The following is a 21,810-nucleotide window of genomic DNA, read 5'->3' as shown; positions in this document are numbered from 1 at the left end:
CTAGCAGAGTATTGGCATCTGGCAAGCCGTCTCGGTGTTGTCTTGCAGCAATTCGCTATTGCCTCTTGGCGGCATGAAAACTCTCTGTCACAAAGCAGTCGGTAAATATTCCGGGGAGCAGCAAGAGTGAGCCGAACGATAAAATGAAGACGATTTTTTCTCCACTCCACGCCGGGCATGGCGGCCAGATGGAACTGGTTTCGGGCCAGATCGTGCCCGGTTTCGAAAAGCCTTCGCGGGCGGAATTCATCAAGGCGCGGGTCGAATCCGAGAAGCTCGGGCCCATCCTTGCGCCGAAAGAACATTCGCTGGACGCAGCCAAGCGCGTGCACGCCAGCGACTACATCGATTTCCTGCCGACGGTTTGGCCGGAATGGCAGAATGCCGGCTTTCCTGGTTCTGCCATGGCCTTCACCTGGCCGACGCGCGGCCTGCGCGGCGATGTTCCGCCGAAGCGGATCGACGCACTCCTCGGCTACTATTCCTTCGACGCCGGCGCGACCTTCGTCAAAGGCACATGGGATGCGATCAAGTCTTCCTATGATGTCGGCCTGACAGCGGCCGAACTGGTCAAGGCTGGTGAACGTGCCGCTTTCGCGCTGTGCCGTCCGCCGGGGCACCATGCTGGTGCTGCCTTCATGGGTGGCTACTGCTTCATCAACAACGCCGCAGTGGTCGCCCAGTGGTACCGCGACCAGGGTGCGGCGCGCGTTGCCATCCTCGATGTCGACTATCATCACGGCAACGGCACGCAGGAAATCTTCTACGAGCGCGACGACGTGCTGATGATCAACCTGCATGGCGACCCGATGACCGAGTATCCGTTCTTCCTCGGCCATGCCGACGAGCGCGGCGCGGGCAAGGGCGAGGGCTTCAACCACAACTATCCGATGCAGCCCGGTACGGCGTGGGACAAATGGAGTGCAGCACTTGAAGACGCCTGCGCCAAGGTCGCGGCTTACGCGCCGGATGTCGTCGTGGTGTCGCTCGGCGTCGATACGTTCGAGAAGGACCCGATCAGCCAGTTCAAACTGAAGAGCTCGGACTATCCCAGGATGGGCGAGCGCATCGCCAAGCTCGGCCTGCCGACGCTGTTCGTCATGGAAGGCGGCTATGCTGTCGAGGAAATCGGCATCAATGCCGTTGGCGTGCTAACCGGCTTCGACAATGCCTGACATCCTTTGAGAGGCGGGCGGTCGCCCGCCTCTCATCATTCGCGAAACCCCATTCCCAAGTTCGGAGCAGAGAGCATGAGCAATCACCTGAATTTCTACATCGACGGCAAGTGGGTTTCGCCGGTGGTCCCGGCCACGCTGGACGTGATCGACCCCTCGACCGAAGAGGCCTATACGGCGATCTCCCTTGGTGCGAAGGCCGATGTGGACAAGGCGGTTGCCGCCGCGCGGGCAGCCTTCGTCAGCTTTTCGCAAACGACGCAGAAAGAGCGTCTGGCGCTGCTGAACAAAATTCTCGAAGTCTACAACAGGCGCTATGAGGACGTGGCGCAGGCGATCTCGCAGGAGATGGGCGCGCCGATCACCTGGGCGCGCGAGGCGCAGGCGGCTGCCGGCCAGGCCCATATGGAATCGACCATCAAGGCGCTGGAAGACTACGAATTCGGCCATCTGCGTGGCTCGACCATGGTGGTGAAGGAGCCGATCGGCGTCTGCGCGCTGATCACGCCGTGGAACTGGCCGCTCAACCAGATCGTCTGCAAGGTCGCGCCGGCAATCGCGGCGGGCTGCACCGTGGTGCTCAAGCCATCCGAGATCGCGCCGATCAGCGGCATCGTATTCGCCGAGATCATGGACGAGGCCGGCGTGCCGAAGGGCGTGTTCAACCTCGTGAACGGCACCGGGCCGGATGTCGGACAGGTGATGGCCGAGCATCCCGACGTCGACATGGTTTCCTTCACCGGCTCGACACGCGCCGGCATCATCGTTGCGAAGGCTGCGGCCGACACGGTCAAGCGCGTGGCGCAGGAGCTCGGCGGCAAGAGCGCCAACATCATCCTGCCGGACGCCGATTTCGCCCATGCCGTGCGCGAAGGCGTCAATGGTTGCTTCGGCAATAGCGGTCAGTCCTGCGATGCGCCGACGCGCATGCTGGTGCCGGTCGATCGCCATGACGAGGCGCTGGCGGTGGCCAAGGAAGCCGCGGAAGCGCACCGGGTCGGCAATCCGACCTCCGAGGATACGCAACTCGGACCGGTCGTCAGCCAGCTTCAGTACGACAAGATCCAGCGGCTGATCGAAACCGGCATTTCCGAGGGTGCCACGCTGGTCACCGGCGGGCCCGGCCGGCCGGAAGGGCTCAATCGCGGTTATTACATTCGCCCGACGGTCTTCGGCCATGTCACGCCCGACATGACGATCGCGCGCGAGGAAATTTTTGGGCCGGTTCTCTCCGTCATCTCCTATGAGGACGAGGATGAGGCCGTGCGCATCGCCAACGACACGGTCTATGGCCTTGCCGCCTATATCCAGTCGGAAAACCTCGAACGCGCCCGCCGCGTCGCGGGAAAAATGCGCGCCGGCTCGGTCTATCTCAACTATCCGGCCTGGGACACGCACGCCCCCTTCGGCGGCTACAAGCAGTCCGGCAACGGCCGCGAATATGCCGACTGGGCCATCCACGATTTCCTGGAGATCAAGGGGATTGTGGGGTACGGGAGCTGAGGTTTATCCGCGCGGCGGTGAAGAGTTTCCATCGTCATCCCGGCCAAGGGAGCGAAGCGACTGCGAGCCGAATCTATTGAGCAGCACGGCCGGTGACGGAAGCGTGGTGAGCCGCGCCAATGCGAAGCGATCACGCCAGGGTGAGAACCGGGCCGTGCTCTATGTTTTTCAGACCATGGGTTCCGGGTCTTTCCTCCGCTTCGCTCCGGTCGCCCGGAATGACGAAGGCGGTGCGTTTATCGCAAGTCGTCAGCGCTGAGTATGTCGCTGAGGCCGCGTAGGCTGCTGTGAGGATCATCCAAAAAAGAAAACACCCGCCGAGGGAGGAGGTTCGGCGGGTGTTCTATGGTTCGGTCGACGATCGGGAGGAGGTGAAGGTCGACCGTATTCGGCATTGCCTGGGAGGAGGTAGGCGCCGCCGAAATCACTCGTATAAAATCGGTTTATTTCCCCCTTTTCGCAACCCACAATAGTGCATGGCAGCATTGCAAATTGTGCAATGCAACATCTAATGCTGCAACGCGTCATGACATAAATCCGTTATCCTGCAGGGAAGGCCGGCTGATATTGTCTTTTGTCCAGATATGGACTATATCCATTCATGGACAAGGAGGCGATCGTGAGCCAGGCTCTTCGCAAACATGCACAAATCCTCGCACCGGAGCCGCAGCGGCTCGATAGCGCGCGCTTTGCGCCGGCCAACAGGCGTCGGCTCAGCGCGCCGGCCTTGCGCACCTTCGTCTCGATCGCCGATCTGTGGGGCCTCAACGAGGAGGAGCGCCGGCTGATCCTCGGCTATCCATCGCGCTCGACCTATCAGAACTGGACGAAGCTTGCCCGCGAGCATCGCGAGTTCACGCTGGATGTGGATACGCTGACGCGCATATCGGCCGTGCTCGGCATTCATCAGGCGCTCGGCATTCTCTATGGCGGCGACAGGGAAGGGGTGGCGTGGCTGCGCGGGCCGCATGACGGAACCATCTTCAATGGGCGGCCGCCGCTGGCGCTGGTCACCAGCGGCTCGCAGGATGCGCTTCTGACGGTTCGCCGTTTTCTCGATGGCGCGCGCGGCGGCATCTATATGGAACCGAACGCGGTCGATGCGGCCTTCCAGCCCTATGAAGAAACGGATGTCGTTTTCCGGTGACGGAGACGCTTTCGCCCGCGCCGCGGCCGGCGCATCGCCTCATCCCCTCGCAATTCCCGCCCATCGGCCTGTTCGACACCGTGGCAACGGCGGCCGACCTGACGGCGGTCATGGACCTCGTCGGCTGGACGAATGATCGGCTGGTGGCCGATCGTATAGACCGCCTGTCGCAAAGCGAGTGGGTCTATGGCCGGCCCAACGCCAGCATCGTCATGGCGGCTTTCCTGCATGTCCCGCCCACCGGCGCGAGGTTCAATGGAGCCGAGTTGGGCGCATGGTATGCGGCGGCCGACCTGACCACAGCCGCCACTGAGGTCGGCCACCATCTGCGCCGCGAGGCGGTCGCGCGGGGACTAACGGAACTGAAGCGGAAATACCGCGCCTACACGGCCCGGCTGGAAGGCGAATATGTCGACATAAGAGGGCTGCAAGCATCGTTGCCAGCGCTTTATGCGCCCGACAGCTATGCCGAATCCCAGCCTTATGGAGAGGGCGTAAGGGCATCGAGGAATGACGGCATTCTCTATGACTCGGTCAGATTGCGTGGCGGTATCTGCGTTGCTGCCTACAGGCCGTCAAAGATCGAAGACGTCGTGCAGGCCGACCATTTCGAGATCACGGTTTGGGCCGACAGGCGCACCATCGACGTGAGGAAACTGAAGTCCGGCAAATAGCGGCTGGATGAATGGGCTCTCATCCAGCCGCAGAATTTTTGCGCCATTTCGGCCAAACTTGAAATTTTTTAACTCTACAATATTTGTAGAATTAGCGAGGCTTGCCTTCTGGATGAATATCAGGAGGCCTTCGATGGCACATACAGACACTGTGATGTTTCGCGCTTTGGCCGATCTTTTGCGGGCAGGCAGGACCGATGCTTTATGCCGTCCTGTGGAAAAACGGAAAAGCCAAGTGGTTTCAAAGGAGGAGGCGGAGAAGAACCGGCTTCCCGAGCGCGAGGAGGGTTTTTATTGGGCCTGGCAGTATCCCGGGCTTTGGTAAAACCGAAAACTGGTGCTAGGATTGCTTCAGGCCCGAGCCATTTTGCGAGCCAGGGCCGGTTCAGCGCAACACCCCCTCAGCGGGTTTCATGCCCGCCTGTAACCCGTGTCCACTCGCGTTCCCCCAAAGAGGATGAGTTCAGAAGAAGACTGTCGCAACGACCGAAAAAGTGAGGAAACAGATATGCCAACTTTGCTGCCCCCGCTTCATGAAGGCCATGCCCCATTCGTTCTTCATCAGGCTTTCCACGACGCGCTGGATGCTTACGAGGACTGGGCGCTCGATGCGCCCGAACCCTTTGTCGAATTCGACCGCAACAATGTCGCCATAAGTGCCGTGTTCGGCCGGATGCGGACCTGCACCGATATCCTGCCGATCCGCACGCTCGATGCCGTTCGCGACGTGGTTGGCGCCAAAGCTGCGCAGGAACTAGCCAGCGACCAGATCACCTATGCGCATGCCGCACTGTTGCTTCGGGCACTCTGCGTGGACAGACTCAGAAACTGACGGGCGATTCCGCCCGTTTCGCATTTCCCTGATTTTGTAGAATTTCGTTCGCGAAACTAATGTTTGATAGAAACGTGTTCCTCGTTTCGGCGTAAATTTCGCACTCGACAATGTCTACAAAACTCATAGACTATCTGTAATTACGGAGGTCGTGATGTCTTTAATACAGCAGTCTGGAACCAAGCGGCTTTCGCTTCGTGACTCCGTGACGTCCCGCCCGGCCGGCATTCGTGTCGGTCTTGAAACGTTGATTTTTGCGCTCGCGTTCGGCTTCACCGTTGCCGTCGTGCTTGGGCTGATTCCCTGACGGGAACGAGACAAAAGAGGCCGTCTGCGCGGGGGCGTGGACGTAAAAAACAAGCCTTACAAAACTGAAAATCAGGTTTTGCGCTGAACAGCGCTGCCGGGAACATGATGGAGGAGAATGCCATGCATGTCGAATTCACCAGCCGTACCGAAAGATGGACCGAGGCTGAAGCTGCCCGTTCATCCGATCTGCTCGCCCGCCAGAGCCAGGCGCATCGCCTTGCCCGCGCGGTCGAAGGCGCCGGGCTTGACCGACTGCTCATCGCAGACAGTCAGGGTCTTGCCGACAACGGCCAGCTTGCCTCTTTCGTTCTGCACAACACTTTCAACCTCGGCGTTGTCGTGTCTCACAGCGCGGGTGTTCTGGCGCCGCAGGTAGCAGCCCAGCAATTCGCCACGCTCGACCAGTTGAGCGGCGGGCGGCTGTCCATCCGCATCGTTGCCGGCGACGCCGGGCTCGATCATGAGGCGAGCCTTGCCCGCACCGACGAGTACCTCGTGCTGCTCAAGCGCTTGTGGGCAAACGACAAGCCTTTCGACCATGAAGGGCCGCATTACAGCCTGAAGCAGGCCTTCGCCGGCTCCAAGCCGTTCGGCCGCGCGCAGATACCGTTTATCCTTGGCGGGTTGTCCGGCACGGCCATCAAGATCGCGGCCAAGCATGCCGATTTGTTCGAGCTGCCGGCCGGCACTGTTGCCGAGGCGCGGCAGACCATCTCGCGCGTGCGCGCCGCTGCCGGCTGTCATGGGCGGTCGGACAAGATACGCTTCTCCGTGCCCGTTCGGCCGGTGATTGCCGGCACGCGCGCCGAAGCCTGGGCCAAGGCCGACAGGCTCGGCCATGACGGCGAAGCGATCCGGCTTGTCGGAACCGCGGAGCAGGTGGCGCTGGCCCTGCTTTCCTATTGCGATCTCGGCGTTCGCGAGTTCGTCCTGCACGGCCTCGACCAACCGCACGACCTTGCGACCTTCGGCAGGGACGTGGCCGCGATCGTCAAGCGTTCGGTGGCGCGCCAGGAGTCCGAAGCGCCTCAGCCGGAATTCGGCGAGGCGATCTACCTCCCATTCCGTAGCCGCGCTTCGTAAGAGACCGTTTGGAAATTCTACTCTGGCGGCCATCTGATGGCGTTTTCTGCGCTTCCGGTGCTCACGGACCCAATGTCCGCTGCGCTCCGGTTCTCGAAATCGCCACCATATGACTCGCCGGAGCGAATTTCGAAAAGGTCTCTAAGCGAGTTCGAGAGCATGGCTCTGGCCCTTACAAGGGTCGGGGCCTGCGTGGCTCGCCGATGGAACATTCGAGAGCAGCTACGTCCCATCCAGCCGACTGCGCCGCGGCGCGGTATGTGCTTTCCAGGAAAGCCAGAAGGGCGGCCTCGGGATCGGCCGTTTGGCGGACCGCATCGTAGGGCAGCAGGAATTCACCTAGCGTTTTGTCGAAATAGGCGGCTTCGGGGGCCACCTGTGCATCGCCAAATCCTGCCGGTGCCGGATAGGCATAGGAATAGAACGCCGGAAAATCGACGCTCCCGCCGCCCGGCCAGAAGCCGGCGGATGAAACTTCGTGACTGTAGGCTTCGCGGGTAACGTCGTCGGGCAATGAAGGTATGCCGCCGGGATGCAGCGGCGCACGCCGTCCCGAAAAGCGCGTCACGGCGAGGTCGAAACTTCCCCAGAAGAGATGAACCGGGCTGACCTTGCCGAGATAGGCAGTGCGAAATGTCTGGAACACGCCGGATATCGATACCAAGGCTCGGAAAAAGCGGTTTACCGCATCCGCATCATAGGGGCGCTCGACCCGGTCCTCAGCGAAGGGAACGCCGTCGGGGATTTCGTTGGGCGAGCCGTCCAGTTCCGGTGTCCCGCCTATTGCGCGAATAAGCTCCAGGAATTGTGAATGGAACGCTGCGACGGACATCGGCCCGAGCGCGAAACTCGTCTTGCGCCCGTCGGTGCATGCTCCGACCAGCTGGTGGTCGATGAGATCGAAGCTCACCTCGATGCCTCCGGATCGGTCAGGCACCAGCCCGGTGGTGAGGCCGCGGGCATTCGGATAAAGGGTGGCGTGCCATGAATGGTTGACCCACGGCGTTCGGGCGAGCCGGTACTTGCCGACGATCTGGGTGTAGAGGTGAAGCGCGGAGCATGTGTCGCGCCACGGAAGGTAGGGTATTTCAGGCCAGCCTTCACGCATGAGCCGGTTTCCTCCGCCGTTTCAAACAGAAACTGGACGGGATTTTCCGGCGTGTCCATCCCGGCTCGATCACGTTCGAGAGGGTACGGAAATTCAGGCAACCTTCTCCGTCAGGCGTCTGGCCAGTGCCGAACACTGGGTGCGTATGTCGGGGATCGCCTCGATCTCGAAGAAGGTTCCGCGCGTCAGCGGGCCGATGGCGAACAGGCGGGTGGAAGCAGCGCCTTCCGCGTTGACGATGGCGCAGCCCGGCGTGACGTCGAGGCCGATGCGCAGCGGGTCGGGCCGGGCAAGGCCGCGCTCGATCAGCGAACGCACGATCGGGTTCGATCCCGTCGACAGGTCTGTGGTGATGCCGGTGCAATCGTAAATGCGCGCCACTTTCAGCGTCACGGCTTCCTGCTTGTGGCGCGGGCGAATGGTGGCGGTGAAACCGTCGCCGTCCTTGCGCGCACTCTCCAGTTTGCCGGGGAGCAGTTCCAACTCGCCTGCCGCCAGCGCGCGCGAAACCCGCTCATGCAGGACAGGCGGCATGCGGTGGCGGTGGATGTCCCACCAGGCGCGGGTGTGTTCGATGAAGCGCCGCTTCGCACCCGATGGCCAGCTTTGCCAGATGCGCTGGTTGAACGGCCTGATACCGTCGACGACATCGCGCCAGTTGCCGCCGGCGTCTTCGGTTTCGCGCACGAGCCGGCGGAACCAGCGTATGAAATAGGACAGGTCCGTGCCGAGCGGAACGTCTGCGGCGTCGAGGCGGATCGGTTTGCCGCGGCGGTGAATGGCCGGCAGCAGGCCGCGCCGCGACAGCGCGACGATCTTGCCGCTGTGTCCACGGTTTTCCAGCGACAGCCAGAGATCGATCATGCTCAAGCCCGTTCCCAGAACCAGAACGGACGCGTCGGCGGGCAGTGGCGTGTCTTCGGTCGATCCGGGCCGGATGGCGCCGCGATGATCTGGCGGCGCCTGCTCCTCATGTCCGACGGCAAGGACAGCGATGTGGCCGACAAGGCTTGTTCCATTGGCAAGCTTGACCTCGACGCCGGAAGGCGTCGTCGCCACCGACTGGCAGGCCTCGTTCAGCGTGTGCAGCCTTCCGGTGCCTTTTTCCTGCTCGTTGAGGCGATCGAGAATCTCGCGAAGATATTCGCCGTAGAGGCTGCGCGGCACGTAGATCTGCGGATTGTCCGGTTCGGCAAGCCCGCGCTCGACCAGCCAGCGGAAGAAGTGCTCCGGATCGTCGGCATAGGCGCTCATGCCGAACGCACTGACGTTCAGCACATGGTCGGGCAGGTTGGTGGAATAGGCGACGCCCTGGCCGAAGGCCTCCCGCTTCTCGATCAGCGTGACGCGGATGTCGGCATCGGGGTCGCGCAACAGATGCGCAGCGAGCACGACGCCGCTGGCGCCGCCGCCGATTATGAGGATCGATTGCCTGCCGGTTGCGCGCTCAGCCATGAGATGGCCTCCGCCCCGTCAGAATATCAGGGCATGTCAGATGTGGTACTTGATGTCCTGCAGCACGTCGTCGTTGTCGGCGTCGCGCATGGCAGCCAGGCTGCGATTGTCCAGCACGTCGGCAACCGCCTGACGTACCTCGAGCATCATGTGCCGGACTTGGCATGTCGCCTCGTCGCAATCTTCGCAGCGCTGATACTGGGTGCGGCTGGCGCAGGGGATCGGTGCCAGTGGGCCGTCGAGAACACGCACGACATGGCCGATCTTGATCTCGGCAGCCGGGCGGGCGAGGCGATAGCCGCCGTCCTTGCCCTTGCGGCTCTGGACGAAGCCGGCATTGCGCAATTCGCCGAGGATGGCGTCGAGGAATTTCTTCGGGATGTTGTTGGCAACCGCGATGTCGTTGACGAACGCCAGCTGGCCGACAGGCATGCCTGAAAGATGAACGAGAGCCTTGAGGCCGTATTTGCCTTTTTTAGTGAGCATGCCCGCAACATTTCATCAGAAGTTCGCCTAAGCCTGTGGCGATCGTTTGTGTGCAAATCATGGCGGATAGCCCCCGCATCGCTGCACCACCCAGACTTAAAATCGAGCGACATGATAAACAAGCTCAGACTCGTTGATTTTTGGTGACTTTTCAGGCTGCTGTGGCCGATTTGATGCAATTTTCGCCGTGTTTAGCCCCGCCGGCCCGCATTGCGGCCAAAAGGATGGCAAGTTGCCGGGCTGCGAGCTCGATCCCGACCAGCGAAGCCGAATCGACCGAATGCAGGGAGAAATGTTTCGTCACGGCGGCCACTCCTCGAAGATAATTCTACAAGAGTAGTAGACATTCAGCTGTTTGGCTTGGAACGACATTGCGCTCCAAACTTATCATCAGCATGAATTTGCCAAGAACCAAGGCAAGTCAGGAATATTGACCGCTGATCGCGCAAACCGCCGAAAGATGCGATCCTGTGCCTTAACCCGCAGCGAAAATGCGCCCGCGCCGGACCGTGACGAAGCCTTCATCGCCCGCCTTAGCCTGGATTTCGGGCGCAACGTCGAGTTCCAGCGTCTCGCCCTGGTCGGTCGCGGCCAGCAGACGCCTGCCGTCGGGCCGGTCGATAACGCGCAGGATTTTTGCCGGCACGCCGTCGCCGTGCTCGGTCCAGTCGAGGTCGCTGGGGCGCACGAAAATCTCTGCCTTGCCGTCGGCCACGCCGGGCGCGGGCAGGGCGGCATTTCCGACCACTGCGCGTCCACCCGACACATTTGCCGGCAGGCGGTTGGTGTCACCGAGAAAACCCATGACGAAGGGCGAATTGGGTTCGCGGCAGACTTCCTCCGGCGTGCCCTGCTGGACGATCTTGCCGTCCTTGAGGATGACGACGCGGTCGGCGAGGTCGAGCGCCTCTTCCTGATCGTGGGTGACGAACAGGGTGGTGATGGCGAGTTCCTCGTGGATTTCGCGCAGCCAGCGGCGCAGGTCGCGGCGCACATTGGCGTCGAGCGCGCCGAAGGGCTCGTCGAGCAGCAGCACTTTCGGGTCGACGGCGAGTGCGCGGGCGAGCGCGACGCGCTGGCGCTGGCCGCCGGAAATCTGGCCGGGAAAGCGCTCGCCGAGGCCGTCGAGCTTCACCAGCCGCAGGAGATCGGCGACGCGGGCGGCAATCTCGGCCTTGGAACGCTTGACCTTGGAAACCTTCATGCCGAAGGCGATGTTTTCGGCCACCGTCATATGCGGGAACAGCGCGTAGTGCTGGAAGACGAAACCGACGCCACGGTCGCGCACCGGAATGTCGGTTGCATCCTCGTCGCCGAAATAGATCTTGCCGCCATCGGCATATTCAAGGCCGGCGACCATGCGCAGGATGGTCGTCTTGCCCGAGCCCGACGGCCCGAGCAGTGCTACCAGCTCGCCACTTTCGATTTCCAGCGAAACGCCGTGGACGGCGCGGAAGGTGTCGAAGGTTTTTACGACGGTGTCGAGGCGGATTTTCACGTCGTTGTCTCCGGAACGGTTTGGTTTGCGGCCAGTGTCGGGCGGCCGCCACGACCGGCTCCCCGGCGCTCCAGCAACACCTTGGCGACCAGCGTTACCACGGCCAGCACGGCGAGGATGGAGGCGGCGGCGAAAGCGCCGGCGGTCTGGTAGTCGTGGTAGAGCAGTTCGATATGCAGCGGCAGCGTGTTGGTCTGGCCGCGTATATTGCCGGAAACGACCGATACCGCGCCGAACTCGCCCATGACGCGGGCGTTGCACAGCACCACGCCGTAAAGAAGCGCCCAGCGGATATTGGGCAGCGTCACCGAGAAGAAAGTGCGCCAGCCGGATGCGCCGAGCGAGGTCGCGGCTTCTTCCAGATCGCGCCCTTGCGCCTGCATCAGCGGGATCAGCTCGCGGGCGACGAAGGGGGCGGTGACGAACATAGAGGCCAGCACGATGCCGGGGAGCGCAAACAGGATCTTGATGTCGGCCGATTGCAGGGCGGGGCCGAACAGGCCCTGCAAGCCGTAGACGAAGAGATAGGCAACGCCGGCGACGATGGGCGAGATCGAGAAAGGTATCTCGATGACCACCAGCAGGAAGCGGCGGCCCCAAAAGTCGAATTTGGTGATCGCCCAGGCGGCGGCAACGCCGAAGGCGGTGTTGATCGGCACGGCGATCAATGCCGTTGTCACGGTCAGTAGAATGGCGTGGAGCGTGTCGGGATCGGCAATGGCTGTGGCATAGACCGCCCAGCCTTGCGAAAACGCCTGCACGCCGATGACGACCAGCGGCGCGACGATGAAGATAGCGGTCACCACCAGCACGGCGGCGATCAAGGCACGGCGGAAGCCCGGCTGGTCGCCGACGCGCGGCGGTTTTCTGTTTTTGCTCGCCATGCCTCAGCCCCTCGCCGTGTAGCGCAGGGCGCGGGCCTGCAAAATGTTGGTGACGGCGAGCATCAGGAAGGCTGTGATCAGCAGCACCGAGGCTATCGCGGCTGCGGCCTGATAATCGTACTCCTCGAGCCGGATGAAGGCCAGAAGTGCTGTGATCTCGGTCGAGAACGGCTGGTTGCCGGCGATGAAGATGATGGCGCCGAATTCGCCGAGGCTGCGGGCGAAGGCAAGCGATACGCCGGCAAGGATCGCGGGCGTCAGCAATGGCAGGATGACGCGCGCAAAGATCGAAGCGTCGGAGCCGCCGAGCGACTGGGCGGCTTCCTCAAGTGCGGGATCAAGGTCTTCAAGCACCGGCTGGATGGTGCGCACGATGAAGGGCAGGCTGGTGAAGGCCATGGCGATCATGATGCCGAGCGGCGTGTAGGCGACCGTGATGCCGGCTTCGCCGAGGATCGAGCCGAACCAGCCGTTGGGCGCGAAAAGTGCCGTCAGCGCTATGCCGGCGACCGCGGTCGGCAGGGCGAAGGGCAGGTCGACCAGTGCGTCGATGAAGCGGCGGCCGGGAAAGCGATAGCGCACCAGAACCCAGGCCAGCGCGAAACCGAAGACAAGATTGAAGGCGGTGGCGGCAAGGGCGGAAAGCGCGGTGACGCGGTAACTCGCCAGCGCGCGTCCCGAAGAGACGATGCGCCAATAATCTTCGAAGCCGAGGCTCGCCGCCTTGTAGACCAGCGCACTGAGCGGCAGCACGACGATGATCGAGACGTAGACCAGAGTTATTCCGAGCGCCAGGGGCAAACCCGGCAGGACGCGACGAGCCACGGACAAAGCCTTCCGGAAAATCGAAACTCAAAAAAGCGGAAAGCCGGCATGACCGGCTTCCCGCCCTTGAACAGCAATCGAGCTAAAGGGTCAACGCTCGCCGTAGATCTGGTCGAGAAGCGCGCCGGAAGCGAAATGCTCGGCCTGCACCTTGTCCCAGCCGCCGAAGACGTCCTCGACCGTGACGAGGCGGACTTCAGGGAATTTGTCCTTGAACGCGCCGGCAACTTTTTCGTCGCGGACGCGGTTGCCATTTTCGGCGAGGATGGTCTGGCCTTCAGGCGTGTAGAGGAAGTCGAGATAGTTCTTGGCGAGGTCGCGCGAGCCGCGCTTTTCTACGACCTTGTCGACGATCGCCACCGGGAACTCGGCAAGCAGGCTGACCGAGGGCACGACGGCTTCATACTTGTCCTCGCCGAATTCCTTGCGGATGCCGGTCGTCTCGGATTCGAAGGTGATCAGCACGTCGCCAATGCCGCGCTCGACGAAAGTCGTGGTGGCGGCGCGGCCGCCGGTGTCGAAGACCGGGACGTTGTCGAAGATTTTGGTGATGAATTCCTTCACCTTGGTCTCGTCGCCCTTGAAGGCTTCCTTGGCGTAGGCGGTAGCAGCGAGATAGGTGTAGCGGGCGTTGCCCGAGGTCTTGGGGTTCGGGAAGATCACCTTCACATCATCACGGGCGAGATCGTTCCAGTCCTTGATGTTCTTGGGGTTGCCGGCGCGCACGAGGAAGGAAGGCAGCGAATAGAAGGGCGAAGACTGGTTGGGGAAATCGCTCTTCCAGTCGTCCGAGACGAAGCCGTTCTTGGCGAGGAAATCGATGTCGGTCACCTGGTTGAAGGTCACCACGTCGGCCTCCAGCCCCTCGACGATGGCGCGCGCCTGCTTGGAGGTGCCGGCATGCGACTGGTCGATGGTCACGCCGGGGTGGGCGGCGACATAGGCCTTGTTGACGGCGACGAACAATTCGCGCGCAACGTCATAGGAGGCGTTCAGCAGCTTGTCGGCGGCGAATGCCGATGCAGGGGCGGCGAGCAGACCGGCAAGGGCCGCGCCAACGAGCAGGAAACGTCTCATTCGAATAACTCCATGATCCCAAAGTTGTTTTGTCTTTGAGACTGAACCTATCCGAAGCCTGTGCTACGCGGCGAGGAAGCGGCTGCCTCATGATCGCGCGTCGTGAGAACGGGATTCTAATGATGGGGTCACATTAGAATTTCATTTCAGCGATGCCGTCTGTTCTTCTTCGGTAGGCAATATTCTCGTCTTTTCGAGAAAAATCTTCTCAGCGAGAATCGAATTCCGGCGGCGGCCACGGTGGACCGGAATAGTGTTTTCGATGTCGGCGGAAATTCGCAAAACGCGATCCTCTGTCCACCGTGCCTCGCCTTTAAAATAAGGGCATGAATCGGCGGCGAGACGCCGCAAATCCGGCTGGGGCTTCCAGAGGAGTGCAGCATGACCACATTGATACTTCCCGGCCTGAACGGCTCCGGCGAGGACCATTGGCAGCGCCACTGGCTGGCGGACCATGGCGATGCGATCCTCGTCGCCCAGGAACATTGGGACAAACCGGTGCTGGAAGACTGGCTGCATACGCTGGAAAGCGAACTCGTCGCGCATCCCGGCGCCGTTCTCGTTGCGCATAGCCTCGGCTGCATCCTTGCGGCGAAACTCGCCGGCCGGCCGGCTGCCGAGCATGTCGCCGGTGCGGTTCTGGTCGCGCCTTGCGATATCGACGTGACCAATGCGAAACATCCGGGACTGATCGACTTCGGCGCCATGCCGCGCCGGCGGCTGCCGTTTCCGACGATTTTCGTCGCCAGCCGCAACGACACGTACATGGATTTCGATATCGCGCAGGAATATGCCGGCATCTGGGGTAGCGGGCTGGTCGATATTGGCGATGCCGGGCACATCAACGTCGCCAGCGGCTTCGGCCGCTGGGAGGATGGCTACGCGCTGGCTTCGTGCTTCAAGTTTGCGCGGGTCGAGGTGGCATCGCGGGCGGCTTGAGGCCTGACTTCGGTCGTTTGTGCTCTACGGCGCCCCCCCTCTGGCCTGCCGGCCATCTCCCCCACGGGTGGGGAGATTAGCAGCGTCTCCCGCTCTGCCTATCCTGCAACGTTGACGATTGGCGAAATCAAAAATGAAGGCTGATCTCCCCACCTGTGGGGGAGATGGCCGGCAGGCCAGAGGGGGGCGACGTCGAGCGAAAGCTTCGCCGAGTAGGATGTGTCTCTCAACCCTCAGCCAGAAAAACCTTCCAGCGGCGCGGCCTGAAGGCGACGCGGCTTTTCTGCGCAGCAGGGTGCTCGATCGGCAGTTCGATCTCGACGCGCTGCCTCTCGCCGCCGATCTCCAGTTCGACGCGTCGCGTGCCGGCGACGCGCCGGCTGGCCACCACCGTGCCGGCGATGCAGCCATTGCATTCCTCCAGCAGCTCGACGTCGTGCGGACGAAAATAGAGTTCAGCCTTGCCGTTCGGCGCGTCCGGCACGGAAAGCCCGATGGGGCGGTCGGCGACCCACAATTGGCCGTCCTCGACCTTAACCGGCAGGGAACTGGATTCGCCGATGAAGCCGTAGACGAAGGGCGAGTTCGGCGTGTCGTAGACCTCGTCGGCGGTGCCGACCTGTTCGATGCGGCCCTGGCTCATGACGACGACGCGGTCGGCAAGCTCCAGCGCTTCCTCCTGATCGTGCGTGACGAAGACGGTCGTGTGCCCCGTAGCATCGTGGATCTCGCGCAGCCAGCGGCGCAGTTCGCGGCGCACCTGCGCGTCGAGCGCGCCGAAGGGTTCGTCGAGCAGCAGAACCTTGGGTTCGATCGCCATGGCGCGGGCAAGCGCCACGCGCTGGCGCTGGCCGCCGGAAAGCTGCGCCGGGTAGCGCTTTTCGAGGCCCGAGAGCTGGACGAGATCGAGGAGTTCGGAGGCGCGGCGGCGGATTTCGGCTGCGGCAGGGCGGGTTGCGCCCGGACGAACTTTCAGGCCGAAGCCGACATTGTCGGCCACCGTCATGTGCCGGAACAGCGCATAATGCTGGAAGACGAAGCCGACATTGCGCTCCTGGATGGTGCGATGCGATGCGTCCTCCTCGCCGAAATAGATCGCGCCCTTGGTCGGTTTCTCCAGCCCGGCGATCAGGCGCAGCAGCGTCGTCTTGCCCGAACCGGAAGGGCCCAGCAGCGCAATCAGCTCTCCGGACTTGATGTCGAGCGAGACATCGTGAAGTGCCGGAAACCGGTCGAACTCCTTGCGCACATTGGCGACGCGAACTTCCATAAAACTACCCTTGTTCCCCGAATTCTTCTTGTCAGTGTCCGCGGCTGCCGGCGATGGCGTGGCCGAAGCGGATTTCCAGAATGGTCTTCAAAACGAGCGTGACCAGCGCCAGGCCCGCCAGCAGCGAGGCGACGGCGAAAGCGCCGACAGCGTTGTACTCATTGTAGAGGATTTCGACATGCAGCGGCATGGTGTTGGTCAGGCCGCGAATGTGACCCGACACGACCGAAACCGCGCCGAACTCGCCCATGGCGCGGGCGTTGCACAGCAGAACGCCGTAGAGCAGGCCCCATTTGATGTTGGGCAGCGTCACATACCAGAAGGCCTGCCAGCCATTGGCGCCGAGCGAAAGGGCTGCTTCCTCATCGCCGGTGCCCTGTTCCTGCATCAGCGGTATCAATTCGCGCGCGACGAAGGGGAAGGTCACGAACACCGTTGCAAGCACGATGCCGGGCACGGCGAACAGGATTTCGATGCCGTAGCTTTTCAGCCATGGCCCGAGCACGCTGCTGGCGCCGAACAGAAGCACATAGACCAGACCGGAAATGACCGGCGACACCGAGAAGGGCAGATCGATCAGGGTAATCAGGAATGCCTTGCCCTTGAACTCGAACTTGGCGATCGCCCAGGCGGCCGCCACGCCGAAGACGAGGTTCAGCGGTACGGAGATCGCCGCCACCAGCAAGGTCAGGCGGATCGCCGCGACCGTGTCGCGGTCAACCAGAGCTTCGGTGTAAGGCTCGATGCCGCGCTTGAACGCTTCGGCGAAGACGAGCACCAGCGGCGACAGCAGGAAGATCGCCAGAAAGCCGAAGGCCAGCGCCATCAGCACCCAGCGCGTCGCGCGGCTTTCGTTTATGGCCGAGGCGCGGTTCTCGCGGGCGCGGCTGGACGAGGTTTCGATGATCTCAGCCATAGCGTTTGCGGCTCCACGACTGGAGGAGGTTAATGACCAGAAGCATGACGAAGGAGATGACGAGCATGATCGTGGCGATGGCCGTCGCTGCGGCGTAGTTGTATTCCTCAAGTTTGATGACGATCAGCAGCGGCGCGATTTCCGAGACGTAAGGCATGTTGCCGGCGATGAAGATGACCGAGCCGTATTCGCCGACGCCGCGGGCGAAGGCCAGGGCGAAGCCGGTGACGATGGCCGGTGCAAGGCCGGGAAACAGGATGCGCGTGATGGTCTGGAAGCGGCTGGCGCCAAGCGTGGCGGCGGCTTCCTCGACCTCCTTGTCGATCTCTTCGATGATCGGCTGCACCGTGCGCACGACGAAGGGCAGGCCGATGAAGATCAGGGCGATAACGATGCCGAGCGGCGTATAGGCGACCTTGATGCCGAGCGGCGCCAGAAGGCTGCCGATCCAGCCCTTGGACGCATAGAGCGTGGTCAGCGCGATGCCTGCTACCGCCGTCGGCAGGGCGAAAGGCAGGTCGACCATGGCGTCGATGACGCGGCGGCCGGGAAAGCGGTAGCGCACCAGAACCCAAGCGACGATGGTGCCGAAGACGACATTGACGGCAGCCGCGATCAGCGCCGTGCCGAAGCTGATCTCCAGTGCCTTGACCGTGCGGCGGTCGGTGGCGATTGCCCAGAAATCGGTCCAGCCAAGTGACGCCGAACGCCAGACGAGACCCGTCAGCGGGATGAGGATGATGAGCGTGAGGTAGGCAAGCGAGAAGCCGAGCGTCAATCCGAAACCCGGAATGACGCTCGGCGCCTTGAATCGCCACCCCGCCTGGGCGGGTTCTGTGGTCATGTCGTCCCTTATCGCTGCGCAGCTAGTAATAACATGCTCTGCCGGGGCGAATGGCGTGGCTTTTTAAAAAAAAGTCGCGTCAAACGCCCCGGCAGGGCTTGGTCAGTAGACAGTCCGAATTACTGGGCCGGCTTGTAAAGCTGGTCGAAAATGCCGCCGTCGCCGAAATGCTCGGGCTGCGCCTTTTTCCAGCCGCCGAAGATCGGGTCATCGATGGTCACGAGCTTCAGTTCGGGCAGCTTCTGCAACTCGTCGGCCGGAACAAGATCAGGCTTGGACGGGCGGTAATGATGCTTGGCGGCGATGCGCTGGCCTTCCTCGGAATAGAGATATTCGAGATAGGCCTGCGCGACCTTGCGGGTGCCCTTGGCATCGACATTGCCGTCGACCACTGCGACCGGCGGTTCGGCCAGGATGGAAGAGGGCGGGAAGACGATGTCGAACTTGTCGGCGCCGAATTCGTCGAGCGCCAGATAGGCTTCGTTTTCCCATGCGAGCAGCACGTCGCCCTGGTCACGCTCGGCAAATGTCACCGTCGAGCCGCGCGCACCGGTGTCCAGAACCGGAACGTGCTTGCTGAAGAGGGTGGCGATGTATTCCTTGATCTTGGCCTGATCGCCGCCAAACTCCTTGTCGGCCCATGCCCAGGCGGCCAGATAGTTCCACCGCGCGCCGCCGGACGTCTTCGGGTTCGGCGTGATGACCTGCACGTCATCCTTCACCAGGTCGCCCCAGTCGTTGATCGCCTTGGGGTTGCCCTTGCGGACGAGGAAGATGATGGTCGACGTGTAGGGCGAGGAGTTGTTCGGCAGCTTGCCGCGCCAGTCCGGCGCGATCTTCTTGGTCTTTTCGGCAATCGCGTTGATGTCGCTTTCGAGCGCCAGCGTCACGACATCGGCGTCGAGCCCGTCGATCACCGCGCGGGCCTGCTTGCCCGAGCCGCCATGCGAATTCTGGATGGTCACCGTCTCGCCGGTCTCGGCTTTCCAATGCTTGGCGAAGGCTTCGTTGTAGTCCTTGTAGAGTTCGCGGGTTGGGTCGTAGGACACGTTGAGGATCGTCGTATCGGCCGCAGCCAAGCCGAGAGACCCGAGTTGCAGTGCTCCGGCAAGGAGGCCGGCAATAAGGAAACGAGGTCGATAATGAGTCATGTCTGCCTCCGTTGTTCGCGAAGGGTACTCTATCGATTTGATAGAAATTAGACGCACCCAAACATGCTAATTTAGGGGAGCGTGAGCAATTTTCCTCGCTTTGGAGGGGGTGAGGGAGGAAAATATTTTTCTAATGGGGTGCGAGCCCCGTTAACTGAACAGGGTGTGTTGGGCGAAGCCGGGTGTGGCGGGAGGCTGTGGTTAGAGACACAGCCACGGGATGTTCTGGGCCTTTGGATAGGCCGAGTTCCTTCGCGCCCCCTCTGGCCTGCCGGCCATCTCCCCCGCAAGGAGGGAGATCAGCCTTCATTGCGACTTTCGCTAATCACGAACGTTGCAGGATAGGCGATGCGGCGGAGCTGCTAATCTCCCCACCTGAGGGGGAGATGGCCGGCAGGCCAGAGGGGGGTGCTAAGGAACTGGACTTTCACGAGTTCATCTCTGCAACGAACCCGTCGAACCATCACTCCACGAACACCTTCACGCTCGCCGCTCTACCGGCGGCGTCGATGACGGTCAGCGTCGAATAGCCGGTGCCGTCGGGCAGCCATGTCGCGGTGCGGCGGCGGTCGAGTTCGGCAAGCGGCTTGCCGTTGGCGAGCCAGCGGAACGGCGCGCGGCCGCCTTGCAATTTCAGCACCAGCGGCGAGGCGGCGCTTGAGATTGTTCCGAGATCGACCCTCGCCCCATCAGGGGGAAAGACAATCTGCGGCGGGGGTTCGGTCGGAGCGGCTATCGCGATCAGCCCATCCGAACCGGAGGTGAAACGCGTCTGCGTCACCGGCAGGTCGGCGCGCGCCGTGCGCAACGCTCCAGCCGGCGCGCGTGCAAGCGACACCGCGGCAAGACCGGACCGGGCAAAGCCCTCGAACAGGATGGGGGCTGCCGAGACATAGCCCGATAGGCCGGGCACCGAGCCGGAATCTGCGCGCCCGACCCACACGCCCAGCACATAGCGGCCATCGAAACCGACCGACCATGCGTCGCGGTAGCCGTAGGACGTGCCGGTCTTGTAGGCGATGCCGCGATGGCTCGCCCCTTCCGGCGGCTTCACGCCGGACAGAATATCGGCGATCTGCCACGTTGCCCGCTCGTCGAGGATCGTGCCGCCGCCTTGCACGGGCTCGACCGCCTCGGTGCCGTCGCGCAGGATGCGCGCCTTTCCGCTGTTGGCGAGGCCGGTATAGAGCTGGACGAGATCGCGCAGCGACAGCCCGACGCCGCCAAGGCCGATGGCGAGGCCCGGTGGCTCGTCCTTCGGCAAGGCAGGGGTCACGCCGGCCTGCCGGAACCGTGCCGTCAGCCGCGCCGGGCCGACAGCATCGAGCAGGCGCACGGCCGGAACGTTGAGCGACAGTTGCAGCGCCTGGCGCACGCTGACATCGCCTTGGTAGCTCATGTCGAAATTGCGCGGGCGGTAGCCGGCGAAATCTGCCGGGCGGTCCTCGATCAGCGTTTCCTGCGCGACGAGGCCCTGTTCCATCGCCAGCCCGTAGATGAAGGGTTTTAAGGTCGAGCCGGGCGAGCGCGATACCTTCGTCATGTCGATCCAGCCCGAGCGGCTGGCGTCGAAATAGTTCGCCGAACCAACCTCGCCAAGGATTTCGCCGGTGCGGGCATCGGCCAGGACCATGGCCACCGAAATGCGCGGGCCGAGCTTGGCTGCGGCACTTTTCGCGACGGCTTCCAGCCCTTCCTGAACGCGCTTGCGCAGCGTGACCTGATGCCGGCTTTGCGATGGCGCCTTGCGCAGCGCTGCATCGGCAACATGGGCGGCCAACGCGGGCAGGGCGAAGCGCACCTCGGAAACGGCGTCGTTTGCGGCGCGCGCGGCCTCGCGCTCACCCAGAATATCCGCCGTCACCATGCGTTCCAGCACCCGGTCACGCGCGGCCTGCGCGGTCTTCAGGTTGCGATCGGGGCGGCGGCGCTCCGGCAGTTGCGGCAGGGCGACGAGCAGGGCTGCTTCCGAGACGGTTAGCCGGCGCGGCTCCTTGCCGAAATAGGCGAGCGAGGCGGCACGCACGCCTTCGAGATTGCCACCATAAGGTGCCAGCGTCAGGTAGCGCTCGAGGATGTCGCGCTTGGAAAGCCGCCGCTCGATCTGGACGGCGCGCAGGATCTGCCGGAATTTCGAACCAAAACTGCGGTTTTCGCGGGGCTCGATCAGCCGGGCAAGCTGCATCGACAGTGTCGAGCCGCCCGAAACGATGCGGCGGTTTCCCGCGAACTGCTTTGCCGCGCGCAATAGGGCGAGCACGTCGACGCCGTCGTGGTCGAAGAAGCGTTTGTCCTCGTAGGCGATCAGCATTTTTACGAATTGCGGATCGACCTGGTCGAGAGAGGTTCCGAGACGCCAGTAGCCGTCGGGCGTTGCGTAGGCGCGGAGAAGCGCGCCGTCGCGGTCTAGCACTTCCGAGGAGACGGTGAGTTGGGCGGGCAGGGGCGGGGGGTAGGCGCGGTCGAGGGTGTAGAGAGCGCCAATCGTTACTGCGACGGCCGCTGCACCGGCTGTGGCGTAAGCCGCCAATTTTCGCAGCACTCTGACTGGGACGCGCATAGCCGCCCCTCATCCGCCTGCCGGCACCTTCTCCCCGTATAGTGACGGGGAGAAGAAGGCTGGCCGCAACGTTG

22 protein-coding genes are annotated in these 21,810 nt (G+C 62.6%); 9 read left to right on the top strand and 13 right to left on the bottom strand.

Annotated elements, in window-relative coordinates; genetic code table 11:
• Positions 1-143: 143 nt before the first annotated feature.
• From G6N74_RS08400 to G6N74_RS08365, 8 genes are all read left to right on the top strand, one after another.
• Positions 144-1,175, top strand: coding sequence for a histone deacetylase family protein (locus tag G6N74_RS08400; RefSeq protein WP_165116268.1), 1,032 nt, complete (start codon positions 144-146; stop codon positions 1,173-1,175).
• 75 nt (positions 1,176-1,250) lie between these two features.
• Complete coding sequence (locus tag G6N74_RS08395) at positions 1,251-2,678, top strand: aldehyde dehydrogenase family protein (RefSeq protein ID WP_165116266.1); 1,428 nt, start codon at positions 1,251-1,253, stop codon at positions 2,676-2,678.
• A gap of 601 nt (positions 2,679-3,279) precedes the next feature.
• Complete coding sequence (locus G6N74_RS08390; RefSeq protein ID WP_165116264.1) at positions 3,280-3,825, top strand: antitoxin Xre-like helix-turn-helix domain-containing protein; 546 nt, start codon at positions 3,280-3,282, stop codon at positions 3,823-3,825.
• Positions 3,822-4,499, top strand: a complete 678-nt coding sequence (locus G6N74_RS08385) for an RES family NAD+ phosphorylase (protein WP_165116262.1) — start codon at positions 3,822-3,824, stop codon at positions 4,497-4,499. The genes G6N74_RS08390 and G6N74_RS08385 overlap by 4 nt, the downstream gene beginning before the upstream one ends.
• 133 nt (positions 4,500-4,632) lie before the next feature.
• Entirely contained in the window at positions 4,633-4,824 is a 192-nt protein-coding gene (locus tag G6N74_RS08380; RefSeq protein ID WP_165116260.1) for a hypothetical protein, read from the top strand.
• 183 nt (positions 4,825-5,007) lie between these two features.
• Positions 5,008-5,331, top strand: coding sequence for a BRA0787 family protein (locus G6N74_RS08375; protein WP_165116258.1), 324 nt, complete (start codon positions 5,008-5,010; stop codon positions 5,329-5,331).
• A 154-nt stretch (positions 5,332-5,485) separates the two neighbouring features.
• Positions 5,486-5,638, top strand: coding sequence for a hypothetical protein (locus G6N74_RS08370; RefSeq protein ID WP_165116256.1), 153 nt, complete (start codon positions 5,486-5,488; stop codon positions 5,636-5,638).
• 122 nt (positions 5,639-5,760) lie between these two features.
• On the top strand, positions 5,761-6,723 hold the full coding sequence (locus G6N74_RS08365; protein ID WP_165116254.1) for an LLM class flavin-dependent oxidoreductase: 963 nt from the start codon (positions 5,761-5,763) through the stop codon (positions 6,721-6,723).
• A 172-nt stretch (positions 6,724-6,895) separates the two neighbouring features.
• On the opposite strand, the gene G6N74_RS08360 is transcribed toward G6N74_RS08365, so the two are convergent.
• The 8 genes from G6N74_RS08360 to cysP all read right to left on the bottom strand — a co-directional run bounded on the left by G6N74_RS08360 (position 6,896) and on the right by cysP (position 14,056).
• On the bottom strand, positions 6,896-7,831 hold the full coding sequence (locus tag G6N74_RS08360; protein ID WP_165116252.1) for a DUF5996 family protein: 936 nt from the start codon (positions 7,829-7,831) through the stop codon (positions 6,896-6,898).
• 93 nt (positions 7,832-7,924) lie between these two features.
• Positions 7,925-9,286, bottom strand: a complete 1,362-nt coding sequence (locus G6N74_RS08355; RefSeq protein ID WP_165116250.1) for an FAD/NAD(P)-binding protein — start codon at positions 9,284-9,286, stop codon at positions 7,925-7,927.
• A gap of 36 nt (positions 9,287-9,322) precedes the next feature.
• Entirely contained in the window at positions 9,323-9,772 is a 450-nt protein-coding gene (locus G6N74_RS08350; RefSeq protein WP_165116248.1) for an RrF2 family transcriptional regulator, read from the bottom strand.
• A gap of 151 nt (positions 9,773-9,923) precedes the next feature.
• Positions 9,924-10,076: a hypothetical protein gene (locus G6N74_RS08345; protein ID WP_165116246.1), complete on the bottom strand. Its 153-nt coding sequence runs from the start codon at positions 10,074-10,076 to the stop codon at positions 9,924-9,926.
• A 171-nt stretch (positions 10,077-10,247) separates the two neighbouring features.
• Entirely contained in the window at positions 10,248-11,270 is a 1,023-nt protein-coding gene (locus G6N74_RS08340) for a sulfate/molybdate ABC transporter ATP-binding protein (RefSeq protein ID WP_165116244.1), read from the bottom strand.
• Complete coding sequence (cysW, locus tag G6N74_RS08335) at positions 11,267-12,154, bottom strand: sulfate ABC transporter permease subunit CysW (RefSeq protein WP_165116242.1); 888 nt, start codon at positions 12,152-12,154, stop codon at positions 11,267-11,269. Before cysW (G6N74_RS08335) ends, G6N74_RS08340 begins: the two co-directional genes overlap by 4 nt.
• A 3-nt stretch (positions 12,155-12,157) precedes the next feature.
• On the bottom strand, positions 12,158-12,979 hold the full coding sequence (gene cysT, locus G6N74_RS08330) for a sulfate ABC transporter permease subunit CysT (RefSeq protein WP_165116240.1): 822 nt from the start codon (positions 12,977-12,979) through the stop codon (positions 12,158-12,160).
• 90 nt (positions 12,980-13,069) lie between these two features.
• Complete coding sequence (cysP, locus tag G6N74_RS08325; protein WP_165116238.1) at positions 13,070-14,056, bottom strand: thiosulfate ABC transporter substrate-binding protein CysP; 987 nt, start codon at positions 14,054-14,056, stop codon at positions 13,070-13,072.
• A gap of 381 nt (positions 14,057-14,437) precedes the next feature.
• Here cysP and G6N74_RS08320 point away from each other — a divergent pair, with 381 nt between their 5' ends.
• Positions 14,438-14,995: an RBBP9/YdeN family alpha/beta hydrolase gene (locus tag G6N74_RS08320; protein WP_165116236.1), complete on the top strand. Its 558-nt coding sequence runs from the start codon at positions 14,438-14,440 to the stop codon at positions 14,993-14,995.
• A 226-nt stretch (positions 14,996-15,221) separates the two neighbouring features.
• Here G6N74_RS08320 and G6N74_RS08315 read toward each other — a convergent pair whose 3' ends face one another.
• The 5 genes from G6N74_RS08315 to pbpC form a co-directional block, all read right to left on the bottom strand.
• On the bottom strand, positions 15,222-16,265 hold the full coding sequence (locus tag G6N74_RS08315) for a sulfate/molybdate ABC transporter ATP-binding protein (protein WP_165116234.1): 1,044 nt from the start codon (positions 16,263-16,265) through the stop codon (positions 15,222-15,224).
• A gap of 31 nt (positions 16,266-16,296) precedes the next feature.
• The gene (gene cysW / locus G6N74_RS08310; protein ID WP_165116232.1) at positions 16,297-17,181 is read right to left on the bottom strand and encodes a sulfate ABC transporter permease subunit CysW; all 885 of its coding nucleotides are present in this window, start codon (positions 17,179-17,181) and stop codon (positions 16,297-16,299) included.
• Positions 17,174-18,025: a sulfate ABC transporter permease subunit CysT gene (gene cysT, locus G6N74_RS08305; protein ID WP_091912939.1), complete on the bottom strand. Its 852-nt coding sequence runs from the start codon at positions 18,023-18,025 to the stop codon at positions 17,174-17,176. Before cysT (G6N74_RS08305) ends, cysW (G6N74_RS08310) begins: the two co-directional genes overlap by 8 nt.
• 119 nt (positions 18,026-18,144) lie before the next feature.
• Positions 18,145-19,176: a sulfate ABC transporter substrate-binding protein gene (locus G6N74_RS08300; RefSeq protein WP_165116230.1), complete on the bottom strand. Its 1,032-nt coding sequence runs from the start codon at positions 19,174-19,176 to the stop codon at positions 18,145-18,147.
• A gap of 463 nt (positions 19,177-19,639) precedes the next feature.
• Positions 19,640-21,736, bottom strand: a complete 2,097-nt coding sequence (pbpC, locus tag G6N74_RS08295) for a penicillin-binding protein 1C (protein ID WP_165116228.1) — start codon at positions 21,734-21,736, stop codon at positions 19,640-19,642.
• Positions 21,737-21,810: the final 74 nt, after the last annotated feature.

Origin of the sequence: Mesorhizobium zhangyense (genome assembly GCF_011045115.1) — a bacterium.
Lineage (GTDB): Bacteria > Pseudomonadota > Alphaproteobacteria > Rhizobiales > Rhizobiaceae > Mesorhizobium_M > Mesorhizobium_M zhangyense.
This window is presented reverse-complemented; position numbering and strand designations above follow the sequence as displayed.